Annotated in this window: 21 protein-coding genes and 2 tRNA genes; 21 read left to right on the forward strand and 2 right to left on the reverse strand. The window is 61.0% G+C overall.

The annotated features are described in order from the left end of the window. The first annotated feature begins 34 nt into the window (after window positions 1–34). Window positions 35–1423: a nucleotide 5'-monophosphate nucleosidase PpnN gene (gene ppnN, locus HEP74_RS08360; RefSeq protein ID WP_185816033.1), complete on the forward strand. Its 1389-nt coding sequence runs from the start codon at window positions 35–37 to the stop codon at window positions 1421–1423. Here ppnN and HEP74_RS08365 read toward each other — a convergent pair. Further along, complete coding sequence (locus HEP74_RS08365) at window positions 1413–2447, reverse strand: sensor histidine kinase (RefSeq protein WP_185816034.1); 1035 nt, start codon at window positions 2445–2447, stop codon at window positions 1413–1415. The genes ppnN and HEP74_RS08365 overlap by 11 nt on opposite strands. Window positions 2448–2603: 156 nt before the next feature. On the opposite strand from HEP74_RS08365, the gene HEP74_RS08370 reads away from it, so the two are divergent. From HEP74_RS08370 to HEP74_RS08400, 7 genes are all read left to right on the forward strand, one after another. After that, window positions 2604–3173, forward strand: coding sequence for a GspH/FimT family pseudopilin (locus HEP74_RS08370; RefSeq protein WP_185816035.1), 570 nt, complete (start codon window positions 2604–2606; stop codon window positions 3171–3173). A gap of 14 nt (window positions 3174–3187) precedes the next feature. Then, window positions 3188–3652 carry a type IV pilus modification protein PilV gene (gene pilV, locus HEP74_RS08375; RefSeq protein WP_185816036.1) on the forward strand — a complete coding sequence of 155 codons (465 nt, stop codon included), beginning with the start codon at window positions 3188–3190 and terminating at the stop codon, window positions 3650–3652. Between the two features lie 59 nt (window positions 3653–3711). Next, window positions 3712–4611 carry a PilW family protein gene (locus HEP74_RS08380; protein ID WP_185816551.1) on the forward strand — a complete coding sequence of 300 codons (900 nt, stop codon included), beginning with the start codon at window positions 3712–3714 and terminating at the stop codon, window positions 4609–4611. A 2-nt stretch (window positions 4612–4613) separates the two neighbouring features. Continuing rightward, a complete protein-coding gene (locus HEP74_RS08385) occupies window positions 4614–5183 on the forward strand; it encodes a pilus assembly PilX family protein (RefSeq protein ID WP_185816037.1) in 570 nt (189 codons plus the stop codon). Between the two features lie 11 nt (window positions 5184–5194). Next, entirely contained in the window at window positions 5195–8917 is a 3723-nt protein-coding gene (locus HEP74_RS08390; protein WP_185816038.1) for a pilus assembly protein, read from the forward strand. After that, complete coding sequence (locus HEP74_RS08395) at window positions 8917–9336, forward strand: type IV pilin protein (RefSeq protein ID WP_185816039.1); 420 nt, start codon at window positions 8917–8919, stop codon at window positions 9334–9336. The genes HEP74_RS08390 and HEP74_RS08395 overlap by 1 nt, the downstream gene beginning before the upstream one ends. Window positions 9337–9426: 90 nt before the next feature. Then, window positions 9427–9503: transfer RNA gene (locus HEP74_RS08400), tRNA-Asn, on the forward strand. Between the two features lie 76 nt (window positions 9504–9579). On the opposite strand, the gene HEP74_RS08405 is transcribed toward HEP74_RS08400, so the two are convergent. Continuing rightward, entirely contained in the window at window positions 9580–10116 is a 537-nt protein-coding gene (locus HEP74_RS08405) for a GspH/FimT family pseudopilin (protein ID WP_185816040.1), read from the reverse strand. A 150-nt stretch (window positions 10117–10266) separates the two neighbouring features. Here HEP74_RS08405 and uvrB point away from each other — a divergent pair, with 150 nt between their 5' ends. The 13 genes from uvrB to HEP74_RS08470 all read left to right on the forward strand — a co-directional run bounded on the left by uvrB (window position 10267) and on the right by HEP74_RS08470 (window position 23994). Continuing rightward, entirely contained in the window at window positions 10267–12288 is a 2022-nt protein-coding gene (uvrB, locus tag HEP74_RS08410) for an excinuclease ABC subunit UvrB (protein WP_185816041.1), read from the forward strand. Window positions 12289–12384: 96 nt separating this feature from the next. Next, a tRNA-Val gene (locus tag HEP74_RS08415) sits at window positions 12385–12459 on the forward strand. A 168-nt stretch (window positions 12460–12627) separates the two neighbouring features. Continuing rightward, window positions 12628–12885: a hypothetical protein gene (locus HEP74_RS08420; protein ID WP_185816042.1), complete on the forward strand. Its 258-nt coding sequence runs from the start codon at window positions 12628–12630 to the stop codon at window positions 12883–12885. 35 nt (window positions 12886–12920) lie between these two features. Then, window positions 12921–14594, forward strand: coding sequence for a type IV secretory system conjugative DNA transfer family protein (locus HEP74_RS08425; protein WP_185816043.1), 1674 nt, complete (start codon window positions 12921–12923; stop codon window positions 14592–14594). A 423-nt stretch (window positions 14595–15017) separates the two neighbouring features. Beyond that, on the forward strand, window positions 15018–15446 hold the full coding sequence (locus tag HEP74_RS08430; RefSeq protein ID WP_179565412.1) for a hypothetical protein: 429 nt from the start codon (window positions 15018–15020) through the stop codon (window positions 15444–15446). 62 nt (window positions 15447–15508) lie between these two features. Next, the gene (locus tag HEP74_RS08435) at window positions 15509–16525 is read left to right on the forward strand and encodes a VirB8 family type IV secretion system protein (protein ID WP_185816044.1); all 1017 of its coding nucleotides are present in this window, start codon (window positions 15509–15511) and stop codon (window positions 16523–16525) included. After that, window positions 16522–17283 (forward strand): TrbG/VirB9 family P-type conjugative transfer protein, encoded by a 762-nt coding sequence (locus HEP74_RS08440; protein WP_179565408.1) that lies wholly within the window; start codon window positions 16522–16524, stop codon window positions 17281–17283. The genes HEP74_RS08435 and HEP74_RS08440 overlap by 4 nt, the downstream gene beginning before the upstream one ends. Then, window positions 17280–18473 (forward strand): TraB/TrbI/VirB10 family type IV secretion system protein, encoded by a 1194-nt coding sequence (locus HEP74_RS08445; protein WP_185816045.1) that lies wholly within the window; start codon window positions 17280–17282, stop codon window positions 18471–18473. The genes HEP74_RS08440 and HEP74_RS08445 overlap by 4 nt, the downstream gene beginning before the upstream one ends. 18 nt (window positions 18474–18491) lie before the next feature. Continuing rightward, on the forward strand, window positions 18492–19535 hold the full coding sequence (virB11, locus tag HEP74_RS08450) for a P-type DNA transfer ATPase VirB11 (RefSeq protein ID WP_179565404.1): 1044 nt from the start codon (window positions 18492–18494) through the stop codon (window positions 19533–19535). Window positions 19536–19669: 134 nt separating this feature from the next. Further along, entirely contained in the window at window positions 19670–20572 is a 903-nt protein-coding gene (locus HEP74_RS08455; protein WP_255427914.1) for a lytic transglycosylase domain-containing protein, read from the forward strand. A 75-nt stretch (window positions 20573–20647) separates the two neighbouring features. After that, window positions 20648–21049 (forward strand): TrbC/VirB2 family protein, encoded by a 402-nt coding sequence (locus tag HEP74_RS08460; RefSeq protein ID WP_185816553.1) that lies wholly within the window; start codon window positions 20648–20650, stop codon window positions 21047–21049. Next, window positions 21042–21353 (forward strand): VirB3 family type IV secretion system protein, encoded by a 312-nt coding sequence (locus tag HEP74_RS08465; protein WP_185816046.1) that lies wholly within the window; start codon window positions 21042–21044, stop codon window positions 21351–21353. The genes HEP74_RS08460 and HEP74_RS08465 overlap by 8 nt, the downstream gene beginning before the upstream one ends. Before the next feature lie 172 nt (window positions 21354–21525). Continuing rightward, window positions 21526–23994, forward strand: a complete 2469-nt coding sequence (locus HEP74_RS08470) for a VirB4 family type IV secretion/conjugal transfer ATPase (protein ID WP_185816047.1) — start codon at window positions 21526–21528, stop codon at window positions 23992–23994. Window positions 23995–24049 lie beyond the last annotated feature (55 nt).

The following is a 24049-nucleotide window of genomic DNA, read 5'->3' on the forward strand; positions in this document are numbered from 1 at the left end:
AGTCGCCGTTGACGACAACGACAAGAATTCCGATATGACGACGAGCAATACGGCCGCGCGGGCGCTGCCGGTAGTGGACGCGCGGATCTACCCGCGCGGCGGCCTGGACATCCTCTCGCGCGCCGAAGTGGTGCGCCTGCGCGATGCCTCCAGCGGCGGCCTGCACGAACTGCTGCGGCGCTGCGCGCTGGCGGTGCTGACCAGCGGCAGCGCGTCCGACGATCCGCGCGCCGCGCGCGACCTGTATCCCGACTTCGACATACAGGTGGTCCAGCGCGACCGCGGCGCGCGCATCGACCTGTTCAATGCGCCGGCGATGGCCTTCGTGGACGGGGAGATCATCAACGGCGTGGCCGAACTGCTGTTCGCCGTGGTCCGCGACCTGGCCTACATGGCCATCGAACTCGGCCCGGACTCCGCCGCCGACCTCGAATCCAGCGAAGGCATCACCAGCGCCGTGTTCGGGCAGCTGCGCAACGCGCGCATCCTGCAACCGGCCGATCCGAACCTGGTGGTGTGCTGGGGCGGTCATTCGATTTCGCGCGACGAGTACCTGTACACCAAACAGGTCGGCTACGAGTTGGGCCTGCGCGGTCTGGACATCTGCACCGGCTGCGGTCCGGGTGCGATGAAGGGGCCGATGAAGGGCGCCACCATCGCCCATGCCAAGCAGCGCAAGCACGACAACCGCTACATCGGCGTCACCGAGCCGGGCATCATCGCCGCCGAGTCGCCGAACCCGATCGTCAACCACCTGGTGATCATGCCGGACATCGAGAAGCGCCTGGAGGCCTTCGTCCGCATCGGCCACGGCATCATCGTGTTCCCCGGCGGCGTCGGTACCGCCGAAGAGATCCTGTACCTGCTCGGCATCCTGCTGCGCGACGAGAACCGCGGCCTGCCGTTCCCGCTGATCCTGACCGGCCCGACCATCGCCGCGCCGTACTTCGAGCAGATCGACCGCTTCCTGCGCCTGACCCTGGGCGAGGCCGCCACCTCGCGCTACCAGATCATCGTCGGCGATCCGATCGCGGTGGCGCGCAAGATGGCCGAGGGCATCCAGGAAGTGCGCATGCACCGCAAGGAGCAGAAGGACGCGTTCTACTTCAACTGGTCGGTGGACATCCCGCTGGAATACCAGCGTCCGTTCGTGCCCACCCACGAGGCGATGGCCGCGCTCGACCTGCACCACGGGCGCCCGCCGCACGCACTGGCGGCGGACCTGCGCCGCGCCTTCTCCGGCATCGTCGCCGGCAACGTCAAGGAAGACGGCATGCGCCGCATCGAGGAGTACGGCCCGTTCGAGATCCACGGCGACGCGGACATGATGCAGGCCCTGGACGAACTGCTGCGCGCCTTCGTCGAGCAGCGCCGGATGAAGATTTCCGGGGAGTATCGGCCTTGTTATCGGGTCATGGCCTGAGTTCAATCCGGATCGTCGCCACGAACAGCGCGTTGTCCTCCAGGCCCGTGCTCAGGACGCCGCCCTGCATGCTTTCCAGGCGCGTGCGCAATGCCGACAAACCGACCCGGTGGCCACGACCCAGATGAGGCGTGGAACCGGCCGGGGGCAGCGTATTGCTGACCTCGATCTTCAGTCGGTTGTGAGTTTCGCCGATGGCGATGCGGATCTCGCCGCCATCGGGCGAGCATTCGATCCCATGATGCACTGCATTCTCGACCAGGGGTTGCAACGAAAGCCGCGGGACCCTGGCCTGCGGCAAGGGCGACGGTAGCTCCCAGTGCACGCGCAGGCGCGGTCCAAAACGAATGGCTTCGATGTCGAGGTAGCGCCTCGCCAGGTCGATTTCGTCGTCGAGGCTGACCAGGTCGGGCGTTGCCAGCGCGGCGCGGAACAGATCGGATAGATCCATCAGCAATTGTTCGACTTGCTGCGGTTGGCGATGCACCAGCATCACCGCGGTATTGAGCGTATTGAACAGGAAGTGCGGCTGCACGCGCGCGGTGAGCGCGTCGATTTCCGCCTGCTTGGCGCGTTCGACCAGTTGCTTGATGCGGATATGGTTGTTCAGTGCGGCCATGCCGAGCAGGCCGATCAGCAATGCGATGCCGGACAGCTGTAGCGAGAGCGTCAGCCATGCTGCGGTCGACAACTGCCAGTAGTCGCCGAACGCAGACAGGATCACCCAGCTGATCAACCAGGTCAGCAACTGCATCAGGCCAAGCGTCGCGGCAGTGATCAGCAGGATGCCTCTCCCGGCCAGGCTGCGGCGCAGCATCAGCAGACTAGCCAGGGTCAGCAATGCCACCCATTGGATGCCGAGCGATGCCAGGCCGAAATAGACCCAGCGGTTCCCCCCCGGGCCCTGGCTTGGGGTTAGCGCCAGGATGGCGGCGATGCATTCGCCGGCCATGACGATCCAGATCAGGGTGGATGGCTGCTTGAGCACCTGCAACTGGTCGTTCGAGTACGCGGGGGAGGGCATCGAGGGCGGGCGGAAGAGGGTAGACGCGCATCATGCCGGCAACGACGCCGGCCCGCACGATCCGTCCAGCCCCCGATATCCGCCATCCGTCGGCAATGGCTGGCGCGGCGGCGGTACACCCGTTAGCGTTCGCTTGGGGAAATTTGGGGAAACGATATGTGCGTTCCTGAGCAGCGTCGCCTTGCCGTATCGGGGCAGCGCGGGTTCACGCTGGTAGAGCTGATGGTCACGGTCGCGGTGTTGGCGATCATCATGGCATTGGCATTTCCGAGCTTCACCATGCTGATCCGTAGCAACCGGTTGACCAGCACCGCCAATGAGTTGGTCGCCGCCTTGCAGGCATCGCGCTCGGAGGCGGTCCGCCTGAACGGAGGGGTCAGTCTGTGCCGCAGCGACGACGGCAGCACCTGCGCCAGCGGCGGCGACTGGACCCATCTGCTGACGGTGACGCGCGACGGCACCGTGTTGCGGGCCACGACGCTGCGCACCGGCCTGTCTGTTTCCAGTTCGGCACTGGATGCGCTGGGTGACAAGGTTACGTTCAACGCCGACGGCATCGCTCGCGACAGCAGCGGTACGCCGCTGGCAATGGACATCACTGTCTGCATGCCGGTCACCAGTCCTTCCGACAACGTGCGCACTGTGTCTATGAGCGGGGGCAGTCGGGTTTCCATCGCGCGTAGTTCGAACGGCGGCCAATGTTCGGCCCAGCAGACCGCTCTTTGACAAGCAGAGGCGCTATGAAACGGTTTCACAGTGACAGGAACATTGCCGGCGTCACCCTCATCGAGGTGATGATTTCCGTGCTGATACTCGGAATCGGCATGCTCGGCGTTGCCGCGATGCAGACGACCGCGCTACGCAACAACCAGAGCGCGATGCAGCGCAGCCAGATCGTCATGCAGACCTACACCATCCTGGACGCGATGCGCGCCAACCGCGACGCCGCCCTGATCGGCGGCTACAACACCACGGGGATGCTCTGTACGGCGCCCACTGGTGGCAGCCTGATCGAGAATGACCAGGCCGCTTGGCTCGCTGGCCTGAAAGACGCCATCGGTGGTGATCCCGAAACGACATGCGGTTCCATCGCCTGCCTCGATGGCAATTGCGCAATCGGCGTCCAGTGGGACGACAGCCGTGCAAAAGACGCTTCCGCCAATGGCAGTGCCACGCAAAAGCTGGAAACGGTGACGCAGCTGTGAGAACCCTCTCCCTTCGCACTTCCCCGTCGCGCCAGTCCGGCTTCAATCTGGTCGAGTTGATGATCTCGATGCTGCTCGGCCTGCTGGTAGTTGGCGCGGCCGTCGGTATTTTCCTATCCAATCGCAAGACCTATGCAGCTACCGAAGGCCTCAGCCGTGTCCAGGAATCGGCTCGCATTGCCTTCGAGATGATGGCGCGGGACATCCGCGAGGCTGGCGGCAATCCTTGCGATTCCGGGCTGCCCGTGGCCAATGTGTTGTCCGACCCTACCGCCACTTGGTGGAAAGACTGGGCGCAGCCGCTGCAAGGGTTCGACAACAGCAGCCCGCCTGGCATCACGTCCAAGAGCGGCACCGATGCGATTCAGGTGCTGTCCGCAAGCACCGGCGGTGCCACCGTTACCGCGCATAACGCCGGCAGCCAAACCCTGACCCTCAACGCCGCCGCCCCCGATCTGCATGCCAATGCGGTGATGTTGCTATGCGACCGACAGCAAGTCGCGGTGCTGCAGGCCGATGGCGTGTCCGGCACCAGCGTGACCTACGTAAGCGGTTCCTTGAACGCATGCAATCGGTTGGGTCGCTTGCCCGGAGTCTGCGTTGCCGGTTCCAACAGTTACACCTACGAGATGAACTCCCTGCTGACCGAACTGCGCGCAGTGCGTTGGTATTTGGCGGACAACACACGTGGCGGCACGTCGCTGTACCAGGCCGTGGTCGGGCCGGGCGGTACCGTCACCTCCAACGAAATCACCGAAGGCGTCTCGAATCTGCAGTTCGAGTATCTATTGACTGGTGCGAGTGCCTATGTGGACGGCAGCGCAGGCTTGAACTGGGCCAACGTGGTGGCAGTCAAGGTCGTCATGACGGTCAATTCCGCGGATGCCGTCAGTAGCGACAATACGCCGCTGTCGCGCGAGGTGACGACGATCGTGAGCATCAGGAACAGGAATTCGTGAGCATGAATGCGCCCATCAATCGGCAATCCGGTATCTCCCTCATCATCGTATTGATGCTGTTGCTGGTCATGACCTTGCTGGGTCTGGCGGTGCTGCGCAGTACCCTGCTGGAAGAGCGCATGTCGTCCAACATGTACGACCGCAGCCTGGCATTCCAGGCGGCAGAAGGCGCGCTGCGCGATGCGGAAAAAGTCATCCAGGGCGCCGCGGCAAGCGGTAGTCCCGTGGGATTCAACTGTGCTTCGGGTACGACTGTATGTCCTGCCGTTCCGAGCAATACCTATACCGGGAACGTCAACGGGTGTGCCCTGGGTGCCCAGGAGTGCTGGGTGGACGCTGTCGTCACCCAAAAGCTTCAGGCCAGCGCCGCGCAGTACTACATCCAGTACATGGGGCAACGCACCAGCGAAGATCAGCTAGGGCTGGGGTCGAGCATCAACCAGAACCAGTACGGCGGTACTGGCGGTACCTCGCTCGAACACTACTACCGCATCATCGCGCGTAGCGCCAACCCCACCGCTGCAGGCGGGCGCGCGATCGTCGTGCTGCAAACCAACGTCACCGTCAAGTAAGGGCCTTCACCATGACCAGTCGAACAAAGAGTGCGACGCGCAAGGATTCGTTCCTCGCCATGGCGGCAGGTCTCCTGATCGGGACAATCGGTAGTGCTGGCGCAGACGTCGATGTGTCGCAGTCTCCGCTGTACGTGGGCAGTACGGTTCCGGGCAATCTGGCGATCGTGCCCTCTGTCGAGTTTCCTACCGTCATCAGCAAGGCGAACCTATCCGATACGTATTCGGCGACCTCCAAGTTCGTCGGCTACTTCGATTCGAAGAAGTGCTACAAATACAACTACAGCGCCACAGAGACTGATCGTTATTTCTATCCGGTCAGCAGTCTCGGCAATAGTCCGGCAAATTATTCATGTGCCGGAACGCAAGGCGCCTGGTCGGGCAATTTTCTCAACTGGGCGGCTACCCAGACCATCGATCCGTTTCGCTCGGCCTTGACCGGAGGCTATCGCGTACGCGATACCGCGACCGAGACGATTCTGGAGAAAGCGGTGGCAGACCGCGCCAGTACGCAGAACTTCCCGCGGCGCGTGATCACTAACAATGCCGCACTCATCACCGGCGGTACATCGGCGAGGTGGCAGAACCTGAACATGCGCATCGATGGGCTTGGCAACAAGATGCGATTCGGCTACGGCGCGACCACCGATACGGTGGTGGCATACGATCCTTCCGTCCATGCCTTGAACGGCAGTTACCTCAATCCGAACGGGACCGCGTGTACTGCCAAGGACAACAAGGGCTGCGTCCTGGATACCACGCTTACCTTTGAAGTGTCGGTTCGCGTCAAGGTATGTGTCAGCGGCTTTCTGGAAGACAACTGCGTCGCCTACCCGAATGGGGGATACAAGCCAGAGGGCTTGATTCAGCAATATGCGACCCGCATTCGCTACAGTATCTTCGGCTACAAGAACGTCGATGATAATGGTGTCGATACGGGCATTTTACGTGCCAAGCAGAAGTTTGTTGGCCCCTATAGCTACAATCCTGATCAGGGACGCCTCGTCAACACTGCGCGCGAATGGGATCCACAAACCGGTATCCTGTATCAAAATCCCGACTCTGCCGATGCCAACGCTACGACGGCCGTGGTCGGAAATGGCTATCCGATCGTTAATAGTGGCGTCATCAATTACCTGAATAAGTTCGGTCAGCTTAATACGGGCAAGAACGTCAAATCATACGATGATGTAAGTGAGCTCTATTACGCTGCAATTCGCTATTTCAAGCATCAGGGTGGCGTCGCTGCTTATTCTTCCCTCAGTGGGGATTCGCTCAGTAAATACAGGCAGGCAGATGGCTTCCCGGTGATTACCGCCTGGAATGATCCGATCTCTTACCGGTGTCAGGTCAATGTCATCCTGGGCATTGGCGATACAAATACGCACAACGACAAAAACCTGCCAGGCAATACTTCAAATTTGAATGGGGAGCCGACCCAGCCTGCCGAGGTGAGTCGCGACAACTCCGTCAACGTCATCACCAGAATGACCCAGATTTGGCGCAAGGAGGGGCAGACTGCGGCGAATGCGGCGACCAAGGCTTCGGCAAGTCAGTTCAATGGCGGCGGCAATTCGGCCTACATCGCGGCGCTCGCCTACGATGCGCATACCAAGGATATGCGGCCGGATACCGCAAGCGACGGATTTCCAGGCAAGCAGACGCTTTCTACCCATTGGGTGGACGTAGTGGAGTACGGCGACTACAAGTCGCCGAGTACCAATCAGTATTGGCTGACGGCCAAATACGGTGGTTTTCAGGTGCCCGCGGGCTACGATCCAGATACCAATTTAGACGCTTTGTCGGATGGCACTTGGTGGAATGGCACATCCTATGTCAACGGCACTAATACCTATAAGCAACCGGACAACTATTACCTCGCCGCCGATGCGGAAAAGATGATTACCAGCTTGCGCAAGGCATTCGAGCGCATCCTGGATGAAATGAAGGGTTCCGCCGCATCGTTGGCCAGCAACACGACCAAGCTTGAGTCGGGTGCTCGCACCTACCAGTCCGTCTTCTACAGCGGCACCTGGCGCGGCGATTTGATTGCGTACAATGTCAACCAGACCACAGGCGCGCTTACTCAGGCATGGAGCGCCAGTGGCCAGTTTCCGGCATGGAATACGCGAACCATCAAGTTTGCCAGCGATGCCACCACCCTTACGAATTTTGCCTCTGGCAATCTGACCGGTACGCCGCTGTCTTCGGCCACCCAGCAGCAAATCGACTACCTGCGTGGCGATCGCACCAACGAAAAGGCCAATGGCGGTACCCTGCGCACCCGCACCGGGCTGATGGGCGACATCGTCAATTCGCAACCGGTCTATGTGGGTTCGCCGAATGCGCGGCTTTACACCACTGCGACCTTTACCGGTGCCAGCGCCTACGCGTCGTTCGCCGCTGCCAAGGCGACGCGCACGCCCATGCTCTACGTGGGCGCCAACGACGGCATGTTGCATGGTTTCAACGCCAGCTCTGGCGCCGAGAAGTTCGCTTTCGTGCCGAAGGCAGCGATGACCGGGCTGCTGAACTACACCAGTTCCGACTATGAGCATCGCTACTACGTGGATGGGGAGCTGACCGTTTCCGACATCTACGACACGTCGTCTGCGAGCTGGCGGTCCGTTCTGATCGGAACCATGGGGCGCGGCGGCAAGGGCATGTTCGCGCTGGACGTTACCGATCCTGACAACATTTCCTTGCTGTGGGACAAGACTTCCACAGACCTCACTACGCTCGGCAACAATCTGGGCAAGCCGATCATCGGCCAGCTTGGCAACGGTCAGTGGTATGCAATGGTCGGCAATGGTCCCAATAGCAGCGGAGACTCTGCCGATCTGGTGTTGGTCAATATCCTGAGTGGCGTCTCGAGCAACATCTCGACCGGTGCGACTGGCGACAATGGCCTGTCTTCAGTGCTGGCCTGGTCTTCGAACAACGACTACATCGTCGATCGAATCTATGCCGGCGATTTGAACGGCAACTTGTGGCGTTTCGACATGGCCGGCGCGTCCGGCACGGCCACCCGACTGTTCACTGCGCAGTACGGTTCCAAGACCCAGCCGATCACGGCAGCGCCTACCGCGGCGAAGGACCCATCGACGGGATTGACCTGGGTTTTCTTCGGTACCGGCAAATACCTGTCCGATGGCGACCTTTCCAACAAGGACGTGCAGACTTGGTACGGCTTGATCGACCGTGGTAGCGCGATCGCTTCTGATCGCTCCACCTTGAACAAGGTCGATATCCAGGAACAGGGCACTGTGAACGGTTACACCGTGCGCGTCATCGAAGATCAGCCAAGTCCCGGCGTGGATGGGTGGTATATGGATTTGGTGCCGCCATCGGGAACTGCCGAGGGAGAGCGCATGGTCGTATCCAACTTCTTCCAGGGAACTGCCTTGATCGGTACCACGCGCATACCCGACTCGGGTGATGTCTGCAGTCCAAGCGGCAAGGGCTTCGTGATGGCGATCAATCCGTTCACGGGTGGGCGTATGCCGCAGTCGTTCTTCGACCTGGATGGCAGCGGTGGCTCCAGCACCGGTGATACGCTGAATGGCAAGCCCGCCTCCGGCATCGGGCTGGACAGCAGTCCCAATAGTCCCATCTTCATCGGCAATCAGATGCAGATCGGTCTGGACAACGCCAGTACGATCGGCATCGGCACCAATAGCAGCGCGCTCAGCATGAAGCGCGTGTCCTGGCGTGAACTTCTGAGGAACGATTGATGCGTCCCCTTCTTGGCAACCCGTCGCGGCAGCGCGGCTTCACCCTCATCGAAATCATGATCGTGGTGCTGATCGTGGGCATCCTGGCGGCCATCGCGTTCGCGAGCTACGAGTCCTATGTCGTGAAGTCGCGGCGCTCCGCCGCGGCGGTCTGTCTGCAGCAAGGGGCGCAGTTGGTGGAACGTTTCTATACGACCAATATGACCTACGTCGGTGCAACCGCGCCCACATGCGATGCGGATTTGGCGCAGTTCTACACGATCGCGTTCGATGGCACGCCGAGCGCAAGTGCTTTCAAGCTCACCGCAACCCCGAAGGGGAGGCAGCTGACGAAGGACACAAAGTGCGGCACCCTTGGGCTGGACCAGAAAGGCGCGCGAACGACGTCAACCGGCGCGCTTGAGACTGAATGCTGGTGACCCGGTTGCCAGCCTCGTGCTGACGGGGAAGAGGAGTGCCTAGCAACCCTCTTGCCATGCTCACGAGGCCTCTATACAATGCGCCTCCCCGCCCGAATAGCTCAGCCGGTTAGAGCACTTGACTGTTAATCAGGGGGTCGTTGGTTCGAGTCCAACTTCGGGCGCCAGAAATATCAAGGGCTTGCGGATCATCCGCAGGCCCTTTTTCTTTGTGCCGGGAAAATTTCCGGGAAATTTGCTTTTTCAGCTTTTCGCTTGGCAAGCCTGGCTTTCCGCCGCCTTGGCCAAGCGGGTCCGGCCTGCGTTGTTCACGATGACCTCAGCCATCAGGCGTCCCTTCCCGCAGATCCTGATGCTGAGGTTGCTGCCAGCACTGCGGCCGTCAGGAAGAAAGCGAACGACGTGCCTGCCGCTGTTCGAAATCACGGTCATGGAGGTCACCGCCGGTGCGGTTTCCAGGCCCAGAACGCTGCCCGGGTCGGTCGGTTGCGACTGCCGATCCAGGTCGCGGTAGGCCATCCATCCGTGGCTCCAGTCGTTGTCGGCGCGGCACCTCCCATCGCCATTCGATGGGCATACGCTGACTGGCACGCCGTAGCTGATGGCGCTGCTGCGGGCCAGGGCAAGTTGGGAGCTGAGCCGATAGCTGGTGACGGCCAGGCGTTGGCGCATCAGAAGGTCCTGGAAGGCCGGTATGCCGACCGCGGTCAGCACGCAGATCATCGCCATCACGATTGCCAACTGCAGCAATGTGTAGCCTTGAGCACTGGATTTCCGCATGGAAGCCGTCCTTCGATGGGGAGGGCTATCAGTCTCGGTCCCCTGGCATGGGGGCTTGAATGAGAGGGTTCACCGTTCCCATGTAAGGAATCTTCCCGGCGCTGCGTCAGCCGAGGTTCGCTCCACTCAAATTCATCTCGAGGCCCGTTCATGTCCGACCGTTTCCAACTCGTATCGCCGTACTCGCCCGCCGGCGACCAGCCGCAGGCGATCGAGAAGCTGGTGGCCGGCTTCGAGGCCGGGCTGGCCAAGCAGACCCTGCTCGGGGTGACCGGTTCGGGCAAGACCTACACCATCGCCAACGTGGTCGAGGCGATCCAGAAGCCGACCCTGGTGATGGCGCCGAACAAGACCCTGGCGGCGCAGCTGTACGGCGAGTTCAAGGCGTTCTTCCCGAACAACGCGGTCGAGTACTTCGTCAGCTATTACGACTATTACCAGCCAGAGGCCTATGTGCCGTCGTCGGATACCTTCATCGAGAAGGACAGTTCGATCAACGAGCACATCGAGCAGATGCGCCTGGCCGCGACCAAGACGCTGCTGTCGCGCCGCGACGCGCTGGTGGTGGCCACGGTATCGGCGATCTACGGCCTGGGTGCGCCGGAGGACTATCTGTCGCTGCGCCTGATCCTGTCGATCGGCGAGCATATCGAGCAGCGCCAGCTGATCAAGCACCTGACCGACCTGCAATACACCCGCAACGAATACGAACTGCACCGCGGCACGTTCCGCGTGCGCGGCGAAGTCATCGACGTGTTTCCCGCCGAGTCGGACAGCGAAGCGCTGCGCATCGAGCTGTTCGACGGCGATGTCGAGCAGTTGACCCTGTTCGATCCACTGACCGGCGAGACGCTGCGCAAGCTGCAGCGCTACACGGTCTATCCGAAGACCCACTACGCCACCACCCGCGAGCGCACGCTCAGCGCCGTGGACACGATCAAGATCGAGCTGAAGGAGCGGCTGGAGCAGCTGTACGCGCAGAACAAGCTGGTCGAAGCGCAGCGGCTGGCGCAGCGTACCCAGTTCGACCTGGAGATGATGGCCGAGGTCGGCTACTGCAACGGCATCGAGAACTACTCGCGGCATCTCACCGGCAAGGCCGCGGGCGAGCCGCCGCCGACCCTGTTCGACTACCTGCCGGCCGACGCGCTGCTGGTCGTGGATGAGTCGCACGTCACCGTTCCGCAAATCGGCGCGATGTACAAGGGCGACCGCTCGCGCAAGGAGACGCTGGTGGAGTTCGGCTTCCGCCTGCCATCGGCGCTGGACAACCGGCCGCTGCGCTTCGAGGAATGGGAGGCGCGCTCGCCGCGCAGTATCTATGTGTCGGCCACGCCCGGTCCGTACGAACTGCGCGAGTCGGCCGGCGAGATCACCGAACTGGTGGTGCGCCCGACCGGGCTGATCGATCCGGAGGTGGAGATCCGTCCGGTCGGCACCCAGGTCGACGACCTGTTGTCGGAGATCGGGCTACGCGTGGCGCTGGGCGATCGCGTGCTGGTCACCACGCTGACCAAGCGCATGTCCGAAAACCTCACCGAGTACCTGAGCGAACACGGGGTCAAGGTGCGCTACCTGCACTCGGACATCGACACGGTCGAGCGCGTGGAAATCATTCGCGACCTGCGCCTGGGCAAGTTCGACGTGCTGGTCGGCATCAATCTGCTGCGCGAGGGCCTGGACATGCCCGAGGTGTCGCTGGTGGCGATTCTGGATGCGGACAAGGAGGGCTTCCTGCGTTCCACCGGTTCGCTGATCCAGACCATCGGCCGCGCCGCGCGCAACCTGCGCGGCAAGGCGATCCTGTACGCGGACCGGATGACCCGTTCGATGCAGGCGGCGATCGACGAGACCGGGCGTCGCCGCGAGAAGCAGGTGGAGTACAACCTCGAGCACGGCATCACCCCGAAGTCGGTGGCGCGGCCGATCGTCGACATCCTGGAGGGCGCGCGCGCCGATGGCGCGGTCGAGACCAAGTCCGGCAAGGGCAAGGGACGCCGGGTGGCGGAAGAGCCGGCCGACTACCGCATGCTGGAGCCGGCCGAGGTCGCATCCCGGCTCAAGGCGCTGGAGCAGAAGATGTACCAGCACGCGCGCGACCTGGAGTTCGAGGACGCGGCGCGGGTGCGCGACCAGATCAAGAAGCTGCGCGACGCCAGCCTGGTCAGCTAGCCGCACGGCGGCTGGCCTGGTCCGCGCGGCTATTGTTCTTGGCCGCAAGGTGGGCTAAGATTCGCGCCCCTGCAGCGGTATGTCCGCAGCAGCGATGGGCGGTTAGCTCAGCGGTAGAGCACTACCTTGACATGGTAGGGGTCACAGGTTCGAACCCTGTACCGCCCACCACGACATGCAGGCAATGCACTCGTGGAACACGACAAGCCGGCGCCCGCCGGCTTTTTTGTTGCCTATCGTCCAGAGCAGAGCAGGGCGGTCGCGTACCGGCGGCGGGTGGCCCTGGCGCCCAGCTTGCTTTAGCATCCAGGCCGACGATCAGGCGAGGAGGCCGTACGCATGATGGAATATCATCATACGATTCAAGTCAAAGGACGCTACCAGCTGGTGGCGTTGACGCGCGAACCGGAATACAGCCCCGCCAACGTGGTGGGCTACACCGTGACCACCGAGGGTGGCGCACGCCTGGACTCGCGCGACATGTCCTGGGACGAGGCGCGGGTCTGGATGGATAACCTGGTCGAGCAGGACGGCGGCGGCGTCAGCGTCGAAAAAAAGCCGTCGAAGAGCAAGCCGAGTACCCGGCGCCGAAGCTAGAATAGTCGCCAAGGTGCATCAGGGAGGATAGGGGCTTGTCGAATCGTAAGATCGTTGCGGCTGTGGTCGTCGTCGCACTCACTGTCGTTGTCGGCTATTTCCTGTCCGGCTACATGGTGTTGCTGCTGCTCAAGCTGGACACGCGCCTGTTCGGGCTGGGCACCTATTACGAATACGTGCATGCCATCGGCTTGCCGCAGGTCGCGCCCTACGTCGGCAAGATCAAGTGGGCCGGCTACCTGGGCTTCGGCTTGCCTGGGCTGCTGTGCCTGCTGACCCTGTTCTTGATGTTCAAGCCGCGCAAGCAGGCCTTGCACGGCGACGCCCGTTTCGCCGGCGCCGCCGACCTGGCCAAGCACGGCCTGTTCAAGCAGAGCGGCAACGGCATCGTGGTCGGCAAGTTCCGCGGCAAGCTGGTGCGCCTGAGCGGCCAGCAGTTCGTCATCCTGGCCGCGCCCACCCGTTCCGGCAAGGGCGTCGGCGTGGTGATCCCGAACCTGCTCGAATACCAGGAATCGGTGGTGGTCCTGGACATCAAACAGGAAAACTTCGATCTCACCAGCGGCTGGCGCGCCAGCCAGGGACAGGAGGTGTTCCTGTTCAACCCGTTCGCCGAAGACCGGCGCACGCATCGCTGGAACCCGCTCAGCTATGTGTCCGATGATCCGGCGTTCCGCGTCTCCGACCTGATGAGCATCGCCGCGATGCTGTATCCGGATGGATCGGACGACCAGAAATTCTGGGTCAGCCAGGCGCGCAACGCATTCATGGCGTTCGCGCTGTACCTGTTCGAGAACTGGGACGACGAGCGCAACATCGGCTTCCCAGGTGGCCTGGGTACGCCGACGCTGGGGGCGATCTATCGTCTGTCCTCGGGCGACGGCAGCGATCTGAAGAAATACCTGAAGTCGCTGTCGGAACGGCGCTTCCTCAGCAGCAACGCCAAGTCGGCGTTCTCCAACATGCTGTCGCAGGCCGAGGAGACCTTCGCCTCGATCCTGGGAACGTTGAAGGAACCGCTCAATGCCTGGATCAACCCGGTGCTCGACGCGGCCACCAGCGACAACGACTTCCTGCTGACCGACCTGCGCAAGAAGAAGATGACCATCTACATCGGCATCCAGCCCAACAAGCTGGCCGAAAGCCGCCTGATCATCAACCTGTTCTTCAGCCAGATCATCAACCTCAACACCAAGGAACTGCCCAAGAGCAACCCGGCGTTGAAGTACCAGTGCCTGCTGCTGATGGACGAGTTCACTGCCATCGGCAAGGTCGACATCATCGCCTCGGCGGTGTCATACATGGCCGGCTACAATGTCCGCCTTCTGCCGATCATCCAGAGCATGGCTCAGTTGGACGCGACCTACGGCAAGGACGTGTCGCGCACCATCATCACGAACCATGCACTGCAGATCCTCTACGCTCCGCGCGAGCAGCAGGATGCCAACGACTACTCGGAGATGCTCGGCTACACCACCTTCCGCAAGCAGAACGTGACGCGCGGCAAGGATGTGACCCGCAGCGTGTCGGAAGAGAGGAGGGCGCTGATGCTGCCGCAGGAACTCAAGGCGATGGGGAACGATCATGAGGTGTTCCTGTACGAGGGCATCCCGCATCCTGTGAAGTGCGACAAGATCAAGTACTACAAGGACCGGCACTTCACCGCAAGGCTGAAGCCGAAGGTGGATGTGCCCATGCTTTCGTTGTGACATAGAGTGACGTAGTTGGCAAAATTATTGGGAATTTGGCTGGATTGAACGCTTTTTTTCCAAATGCTTGACGTGAGCATGGCGCTACGGCACATTCTCGCGATGCTGGTGCGGTGCAATTGGCAATAGGAACAGGGGCGTGGGTTCTCAGGACACACGCGAGGGTGACATGGAAAGTTTTCTGACAAATTCCGTTTTTCTCGGCGCTGAAAGCCTGTCCTCGGACGTCCTTCGTCCGCGGGAGCGCACGCGCGCGCCGGATTTGCGCGACCCCCGACTCTGTCACCAGGCTCTTGCGCCGGCTGTGCGTCGCGCCGTGCCGTCCCTGTGGCGAAACCTGCAGTTCTCAGACCGTCGGCCGTTTGCCGGCCGTCCATCAAAAAACGTTTCCGCAATTTAGAGGCTCGCGTGAAAAGAACGCATATGTTTCGGATGATCGCCACTCTGAGCGCCGTTGCGCTGCTGAGCGCCTGTGCCACCAGGCCGGCGCCTGATTTCCGCGGCAGGTGGAAGCCGGTCAACCGGTTCTCCGAGTCGACGATGGAGATCCCGCTGTATTCCTCGTACGTGTACCAGGCGGTGCCGATGGACGGCACCCTGAAGACGATGCTCGAGCGCTGGGCCAAGGACTCGAACATGCAGTTGAGCTACAGCATCCAGTCCGACTACACGCTCTATGCGCCGGTGGCCAAGATCAACACCACGAGCATCCAGCAGGCGGTCGCCGAACTCAGCGTGGTCTATGCGCAGGAAGGCGTCACCGTCTCCGCTGCCGGCAACCGCATTCTCGTGCAGCCATCGTCTTCGCTGAGCGGGACCGCGGCCCCGGCCGGCGACGGCAACGCGAAGTGACTTTACTTTCGGGGGCCATCCATGTGCCTCCGCAGCCACATTACGTAACCTGGTGAAGTCTGATGTTCGGTAAAAAACCAGTTGAGAGCGAAAGCGTCAACAAGGCGGTTGCAAAGGCTGTCAACTACGAGGTCAGCATCGCTGATCTGGCGCGGCGCAGCGAGCGCCGTGCCTGGTGGGTCGCGTTCGGCGCGATCGTCATGTGCCTGCTGCTGGGCGGTGGCTATTACTACATGCTGCCGTTGAAGGAGAAGACCCCGTACCTGGTGATGGCCGATGCCTACACCGGCACTGCAACGGTCGCAGTTCTGCAGAACACTGGCGATGTGCGCAACATCACTGCAAGCGAGGCGCTGGCCAGAAGCAATGTGTCGCGCTTCATCACCGCTCGCGAATCCTACGATTTCGAGATGATGGGGCTCAACGACTGGAACACCGTCTTTGCGATGTCGGAGAAAGATGGCGCGGTTGCCAACGAGTATCGGGCGCTGCATTCGCAGAACAATCCGTCGGCGCCTTATTTCATCTATGGCAAGGTCAGGTCCATTCGCGTAAACATCTTGAGCATCACCTTGCAGGGTGGCGCCGGTAAGCCCTATACCGGGGCCAATGTCCGCTTCCAGCGCAGCATCTACGACAAGAAGTCGGGGCAGACCACGCTGCTGGACAATCGGTTCGCGATCATGGGGTTCCGCTATAACGGCAATCTGGCCATGTCCGATAACCTGCGAGTAGAGAATCCACTGGGTTTTCAGGTGACCGATTACCGCGTCGACACGGACTATGCCTCGATTCCTGCACCGCCGCCGGCGGCGCTGCAGGCGCCGGCAGTGCAGGCGGCACCCGTCGGCCAGGCCATGCCCGCAGGCCAGCAGCAGGTCATGCCAGGTCAGGTGCCGGGCCAGCCGATGGCGCAACCTGGTGCGCCGGGTGTCAATGGAACGGTACCCGCTCAGCAGCAGGCTCCGGTAATGAACGCTGCCGGCGTGCCTGTGTATCCGGGCACACAGCCCACCCAGGCAGCGCCCGTGCCCAACGCTGCACCTCAGAACAATGGCAATGGAGCGAACGTTAGATGAGTTTCATGACTAAAAACGGCTCGGCGCGTCTGGCGCTGGCGGCCCTGGCTTTGGTTGCGCCGCTCGCGTCCGCTCAGGTTGTCCAGCAATACGAGTACGAAGCGGACAAGATCTACCAGGTGCGTACCGGACTCGGCATCACCACGCAGGTCGAGCTGAGTCCGAACGAAAAGATCCTCGATTACAGCACTGGTTTCACCAGTGGCTGGGAGTTGAGTCGTCGCGAGAACGTCTTCTATCTGAAGCCGAAGAACGTCGACGTCGACACCAATATGATGATCCGCACCGCGACCCATTCCTACATTCTGGAATTGAAGGTCGTGGCGACCGATTGGCAGCGGCTTGAGCAAGCCAAGCAGGCCGGCGTCCAGTACAAGGTGACCTTCGTCTATCCAAAGGACACCAGCTTCGCTGCTGCCAGCGAAGAAGTGAAGGACGAGTCGCAGATCGATACCAGGCTGTCCAAGGACAGGCACTACTACTTCGATTACGACTATTCGACGCGCTCGAAGCAGACCTGGATCGTGCCCAACAGCGTGTACGACGACGGCAAGTTCACCTATATCAAGATGGATCTCACCAGGTTCCCCACCGGCAATTTCCCGGCCGTGTTTGCGCGCGAAAAGGAAAATGACGAGGACTTCTTGGTCAACACGACGGTCGAGGGCAATACGCTGATCGTCCACGGGACCTATCCTTTCCTGGTTGTTCGCCACGGCAAGAACGTTGTCGGCTTGCGTAGGAATAAGCAAAAGTGAACTCAAACATACCTCCGTCTGACGAAAATAACGGCCACAACGAGGGCCAGCCTCCTCGTTCTCCGCAAGGCGGGGATGTGGGCAAGGAAAATCCCTACTTCGCCCGGCAACAACAAACGGCGGATCCCGATCTCGATGCCAACGAGCCGGTTCTGAGGTCCAGCGACCTGCAGAAGCTCAACCGGAAGGCGCTGCTGTTCCTGGGCGGCATCGCGTTGCTGCTGATCGTGGCCATTTTCTGGCTGGTCGGCGGAAACGACTCGAAAGAGCCGCCGCCGAAGCCGCGCCAGGAAGCTGTGGTGGCGCCTGCGCTTCCGCAGACAGCGGCGCCGTTGCCGGCCGAACCTGTGCCTTTGGCGCAGGAGCAGACCCTGCCGCCGTTGCCGCCGATGCCTACGGATAACGACATCCGTACCGCGCCTGCTGCGCAACAGGAACGCGGTCCGTCGCTGCTCGAGCGACGCATGGCGGGGATGCAGGATCCGGCGCAGGTAGGCGGCGGTCAGCAAGGGTTTGGCGGGATACTGCCTCCTGGCGCGCAGCAGCCCGGCGCCGGCCAGGGACAGGAACAGGAGACCTCGGCGAAGCCGATCGCCAACCCTGATGGCCTGCTGGTGCGCGGCACCTATATCCGGTGCGTGCTCGAGACGCGGATCATAAGCGATTTCGCGGGCTTCACCTCCTGCATCATCACCGAGCCGGTCTACTCCATCAACGGCAGGCGTTTGCTGTTGCCGAAGGGCTCCAAGCTGTTGGGTAAGTACGATTCGGTTGAACCGACCGGGCCGCGCATGGAGGTCATCTGGGATCGGATCACCACGCCCACCGGTATCGACGTGTCGCTGATGGGGCCTGGTATCGACAATCTCGGTAGCTCGGGTCATCCGGGCAAGTACAACGCGCATTGGGCCAGCCGTATCTCTTCCGCCCTGATGATCAGCATGCTCAGCGATGCGTTCAAATGGGCGGCAGCCGAAAATGGTCCGAAGACCACGACGGTCGGTCTCAACTCCGGCCTGGTGACCGAGCAGCCATTTGAGAGCAACACGGCGCGCGCGGTGCAGCGCATGGCCGACCAAGCGCTGGAGCGTTCGGGACGCCGTCCTGCCACGGTGACGATCAACCAAGGCACCGTGGTCAGCGTCTATGTCGCCAAAGACGTCGATTTCTCTGCCGTGCTCACCCGCTGACAGCGAAGAGACAATCCCGTGACGCTCGACGATTCACCGACCGCGCAGATATCTTCGGATTTCCTGGATTACCAGTACTCGGTGCTGGGCATCCTGGATTATCTGAATTCGCCGGAAGTGACGGAAATCTGCATCAACCGCCCCGGTGAGCTGTACTTGGAAACGCTGCGCGGTTGGCAGAAACTCGATATTCCGTCGCTGACCTTCGATCGTGCGCGCCAGTTCTGCACCGCGGTGGTCAACGAGAGCAATACGGGTCAGCGCATTACCGATACCGATCCGGTCGTGTCGCTTACGTTTCCGACCGGGCAGCGCGCGCAATTCGTCATCCCGCCTGCGTGCGACGCGGGCAAGGTGTCGATCACAATCCGGTTGCCGTCCAAGCACACCAAGACCCTGGAGCAGTACCAGGAGGACGGTTTCTTCAAGGAGATCCTCGAGCAGGAAGCGGGCATCGGCGAGCAGGATCACGAACTACTGGAACTGCGCAGGCAGCGCAATTATTCGGAGTTCTTCAAGAAGGCCGTGCTGTTCAAGAAGAACGTCGTCGTCGCCGGCGCCACCGGTAGCGGCAAGACCACGTTCATGAAGTCGCTTGTGAACCATATTCCCAACGAAGAGCGCCTGGTCACGATCGAGGACGCGCGCGAGTTGTTCATCAGCCAGCCCAATACCGTGCATTTGCTCTACTCGAAAGGTGGACAAAGTGCCAGTAACGTGACGGCGAAAAGCTGCATGGAGGCTTGCCTGCGGATGAAGCCCGATCGCATCATCCTGGCGGAGTTGCGTGGCGACGAATCGTTCTACTTCATCAGAAACTGCGCATCCGGCCATCCGGGTTCGATTACCAGTTGCCACGCAGGCAGCATCGGCCAGACCTGGGATCAGCTCGCGTTGATGGTCAAGGCATCGGCCGAGGGTTCGGGGCTTGAGTTCTCGGTGATCAAGCGCCTGCTGATGATGACGATCGATATCGTGGTGCATATTAAGTCGCATGCGGGGCGTCGCTATATCACGGGTATCGATTTCGATCCGGAACGGACCCTTCATGGAAGCAAGTGAATTTGTTCACGAAAGTGATTGCTGAAGCGATGTTGGATTGACTTTGATTTTCTCTTCAGACACTATTAATTTGCGTGATCTGCGGCTGTATGGTTCTCAGGCCAATAGTCGACGGATATAGGAGGAATGACGGCATGTTGCCAGGCATGGAACTACTGAGCTGTCCCGAAATGGCAGTTCCGGCTGAAGTGATGCAGCACGTCGTGCGCGTCGAATCGTCGCACAATCCGTTCGCGATCGGCGTCGTCGGTGGCCGCCTGGTGCGCCAACCGCAGAATCTCTCCGAGGCCGTCGCCACGGCACGGATGCTCGAAGACAAGGGTTACAATTTTTCTCTCGGCCTGGGCCAGGTCAACCGCTACAACCTGCTCAAGTATGGGCTCGATTCGTACGAGAAGGCGTTCAAGACCTGCCCCAACCTGCAGGCGGCCTCACGGATTCTGGCCGAGTGTTATGGCCGCTCCGGCGGCAACTGGGGCAAGTCCTTCAGCTGCTATTACTCGGGCAATTTCGAGACCGGCTACAAGCACGGCTATGTGCAGAAGGTTTACGCTTCCATCAATCAGGGCAGGGCGCTCGCCGTCGCGTCCGCCGATGCCATCGCTGTCGTGCCGAATGGCGCTGGCCGACCTGCCCAGGCCGCCAAGGCATCCGTCGTCCGTGAAATCGACTCGGTCGTCTCGCGCCGCATCGCAGGCGCCAACCAGCTTGCCAACGGTCTGGCTGCCCAGGTCCAACCTTATCCGGCTGCGGCTGCAGCGCCTGCTCAAGTGCATCCAGCAGCGCAGCTTTCCAGTGCAGCGTCGAATGCCTCCGCAGTGCGAATGGGTCAAGCGGCCGAAACCGATGCGGAACTGTATGTAATACGCCCTACAAGCGCCGGCAAAGGAGTGGCGGTGCCTGCTGGTGGCGGAGCCGATCCAGCTTCGCAAGCATCTGTGGCCAGGGGTTCGGCCCTTGGTGGTTCCGCAGAGCCGGCCGTCCCGAGCTTGAATTCGCCACCGCTGGCCCCCGGCGATGGCGCCTTTGTCTTCTAGCGTAGGGAAGCAGCACCGCCATGGGAATGGCGTTTCGATCACCACCCCTCTGTTCCAATCAGGAGATACACCATGATGTCTAAGAAGAGCGAAATGACCACGGGCGCCAAGATGGCCGGCATGGCCGCGCTGAAGGCCGCCATTTTCGTAGGTTCGTTGCTGGTCGCCGGTGCGGCGATGGCGACGGGCGCGACCGATTACGCCGGTACCGACGGCAAGGTCTGCGGCTTCCTCACCAAGACCAACAATCTGCTCAACATGGGCTCGATCGCGGTCGTGACCATCGCCGTCATCATCGCCGGCTACCAGATCGCGTTCGCGCACAAGCGCATTTCGGAGGTGGCGTCGATCCTGATCGGTGGCCTCATCATCGGAACCGCGGGACAACTGGCCAAAATGCTGATCGGCGATACCGGTTCCACCTGCTCGGCCACGACCATGAATCTCGTCCAGCAGGCGCTGCAGCACTATGCATAAAAACGTACTTTTCCGTGGCTGCACGCGCCCCGCCATGTTCATGGGGGTGCCCTACATCCCCTTTTTCATCGGCGCAGGTGGCGGCTTGCTGGCGGGAATGTACTTCGACCTTTGGTATCTGTTGTCGATCCCGGTGATTATCTTTGGGTTGCAGCAGATGACCAAGCGTGACGAGATGATATTCAGGATGCTTGGGCTGCGTTGGTTGTTCAGGATGCGTGTGCGCAACCTGCAGCGCTACTCCGGCGCCTGGGTGTTTTCTCCCAACGAATATCGGAGAAACGTGCCTGGCGCCAAGCGGTAAGTTCGGCATTGTGCCAGTGCCTGAACCCCATGCACGAACGAGTCGTTTCGTGCATGGGGTTGTTCGGTTTTACCGTGTTGCATAAATTTTTGTAGATAGGTAAGCGTTCGACTACTCCCGGTTCGTCCGAATTGGGCCTTGGCAAGACGAAATGGATTCAGAGTAATTCCCTATGTTCATCCCAGACAGTTCGATCAGCGAGTTCATTCCCGTCTCTACGCATGTAGCACCATCGGTGCTCAAGACGACGGGTGGGGACTACATGTTGACCTGGCATTTGGGCGGGCTGCCTTTCGTCGGCCGCGAAGAGTGGGAAATCGAGCACCGCCACAACACCTTCAACCGCATGCTTCAGACCTTGCGCGCTCCCGACTTCGCCAACGTGGCCTTCTGGGTGCACGACGTGCGGCGTCGCCGGCGCATCAAGTCTCGCGGCAAGTTTCAGCAGACGTTCAACCAAGAGTTGTCGGATCAGTACTACAGCGCGCTCTCGTCGCAGAAAATCATGCAGAACGAGCTGTATCTGACCATGCTGTATCGTCCGGTGGTCACCGGGAAGCGCTTGATGGAAAAGTCGGCCAACCTGGCCCAACTGCAGTCCGAGCAGGATCAGTCCGTTGCCAAGATCGTGGAGCTGGCCGGTAACGTCGAGGCCGTGCTCAAGGACTACTCGCCCTATCGGCTGAGCATGTACGAGGCCAGCAACGGCGTCGTCTTTTCCGAGGCGCTGGAATTCTTCGGCTATCTGATCAACCGGATCGACGAGCCGGTGCCGGTCCTGCAGGCGCCGGTGCCTGCATACCTGCCGGTGAGCAAGCATATGTTCGCCAACAAGACCGGCGACTTCGTCATCAAGACACCCGAAGGCACCAATCATTTCGGTGCCATCCTGAATATCAAGGAATACACGGACGGGACCTATCCCGGCATCCTGAATGGCTTGAAGTACCTGGATTTCGAGTACGTGGTGACCCATTCCTTCAGCCCGATGGGGCGTCACGACGCCTTGAAGGTGCTGGATCGGACCAAGGGCATGATGATCTCGTCCGGCGACAAGGCGGTCAGCCAGATCCATGAGCTGGACCTGGCGATGGATCAGCTGTCGTCGGGCAATTTCGTGCTCGGCGAGTACCACTTCACCATTGCGGTCTACGCCGACACCCAGGAGAAGCTGTCGCAACAGATCGCGACCACGCGCGCCGAACTGTCCAATGCCGGCTTCGTGTCTTCGAAGGAAGACCTGGCCATCGCCTCGTCGTTCTATTCGCAGCTTCCCGGCAACTGGCGCTATCGCACCCGTCTGGCGAACGTGAGTTCGCTGAACTTCCTCGGCCTGTCGCCGTTGCACAACTTCGCGCAGGGCAAGCGCGACAACAATCCGTGGGGCGATTGCGTCACCACGCTGCAGACTACCAACGGCCAGCCGTACTACTTCAATTTCCATGCCACGCACCCTGCGGAGAATTCGCTGGGCGAAAAGGCGATCGCCAATACGATGGTCATCGGCAAGTCCGGTACCGGCAAGACGGCATTGATCAACTTCCTGCTCAGCCAGGTGCAGAAGTTCGATCCGATCCCGACGATCTTCTTCTTCGACAAGGACCGCGGCGCCGAGATCTTCGTTCGCGCCTGTGGCGGTAATTATCTCGCGCTGGAGAATGGTCGCCCCACCGGCTTCAATCCGTTCCAGTGCGAGCGCAGCGAAGCCAACGTGCAGTTCCTGGCGGACCTGATCAAGGTGCTCGCAGGCAAGGCCGAGTACAGCTCGCGCGACGACGAAGACATCTTTCGTGCTGTCGAGGGCATGCTGGATACGCCGGTGCAGCTGCGCAGCATGACCAATTTCCGCAAGAGCCTGCCCAACATGGGCGACGACGGCCTCTATGCGCGCATGCGCAAATGGACCGCAGGCAACTCGCTGGGTTGGGTGTTCGACAATCCGGTCGATACCATCAACCTGGAAAAGGCCAGCATCATCGGCTTCGACTACACCGATGTCATCGACAACCCGGAAGTGCGCGTACCGGTGATCAACTACCTGTTGCACCGGCTTGAGGCACTGATCGACGGGCGTCCGCTGATCTACGTGATGGACGAGTTCTGGAAGATCCTGGACGGCAAGGGTGGTCTCAAGGAATTCGCCAAGAACAAGCAGAAGACCATCCGTAAGCAGAACGGCCTGGGCATCTTCGCCACCCAGAGTCCGGAAGATGCGTTGGCCAGCGATATTTCCGCGGCGCTGGTCGAGCAGACCGCCACGATGATCCTGCTGCCCAACCCGAATGCGAGCAAGGAAGACTACATGGAGGGCCTCAAGCTGACCGAGGCCGAGTACCAGGTGGTCGTCAATCTGGACGAGCGCTCGCGTTGCTTCCTGGTCAAGCAGGGCCATGGCTCGTCGGTATGCCAGCTCAACCTGCGCGGCATGGACGACGCGCTGTCGGTCATTTCGGCATCCACCGACAACATCGAGATCATGCACCAGGTGCTCGAGCAGAAAGCGGCCGAGCACGGGGTGACGCAGGATGACTTGCGGCCCGAGCAGTGGCTCAGCGAGTTCTATGCCAAGCGCAAGGGGTCGGGCAAGTCTGCCAATAGGCCTTCTGCATCCGACAGTAAGGGCACCGCGGCGCTCGCTTGATCGATGCATCCCTGAAAGATCGTTTCGTTCTACATGACTAGATGTGAGGTCTATA

Source organism: Xanthomonas sp. SS (assembly GCF_014236835.1).
GTDB lineage: Bacteria > Pseudomonadota > Gammaproteobacteria > Xanthomonadales > Xanthomonadaceae > Xanthomonas_A.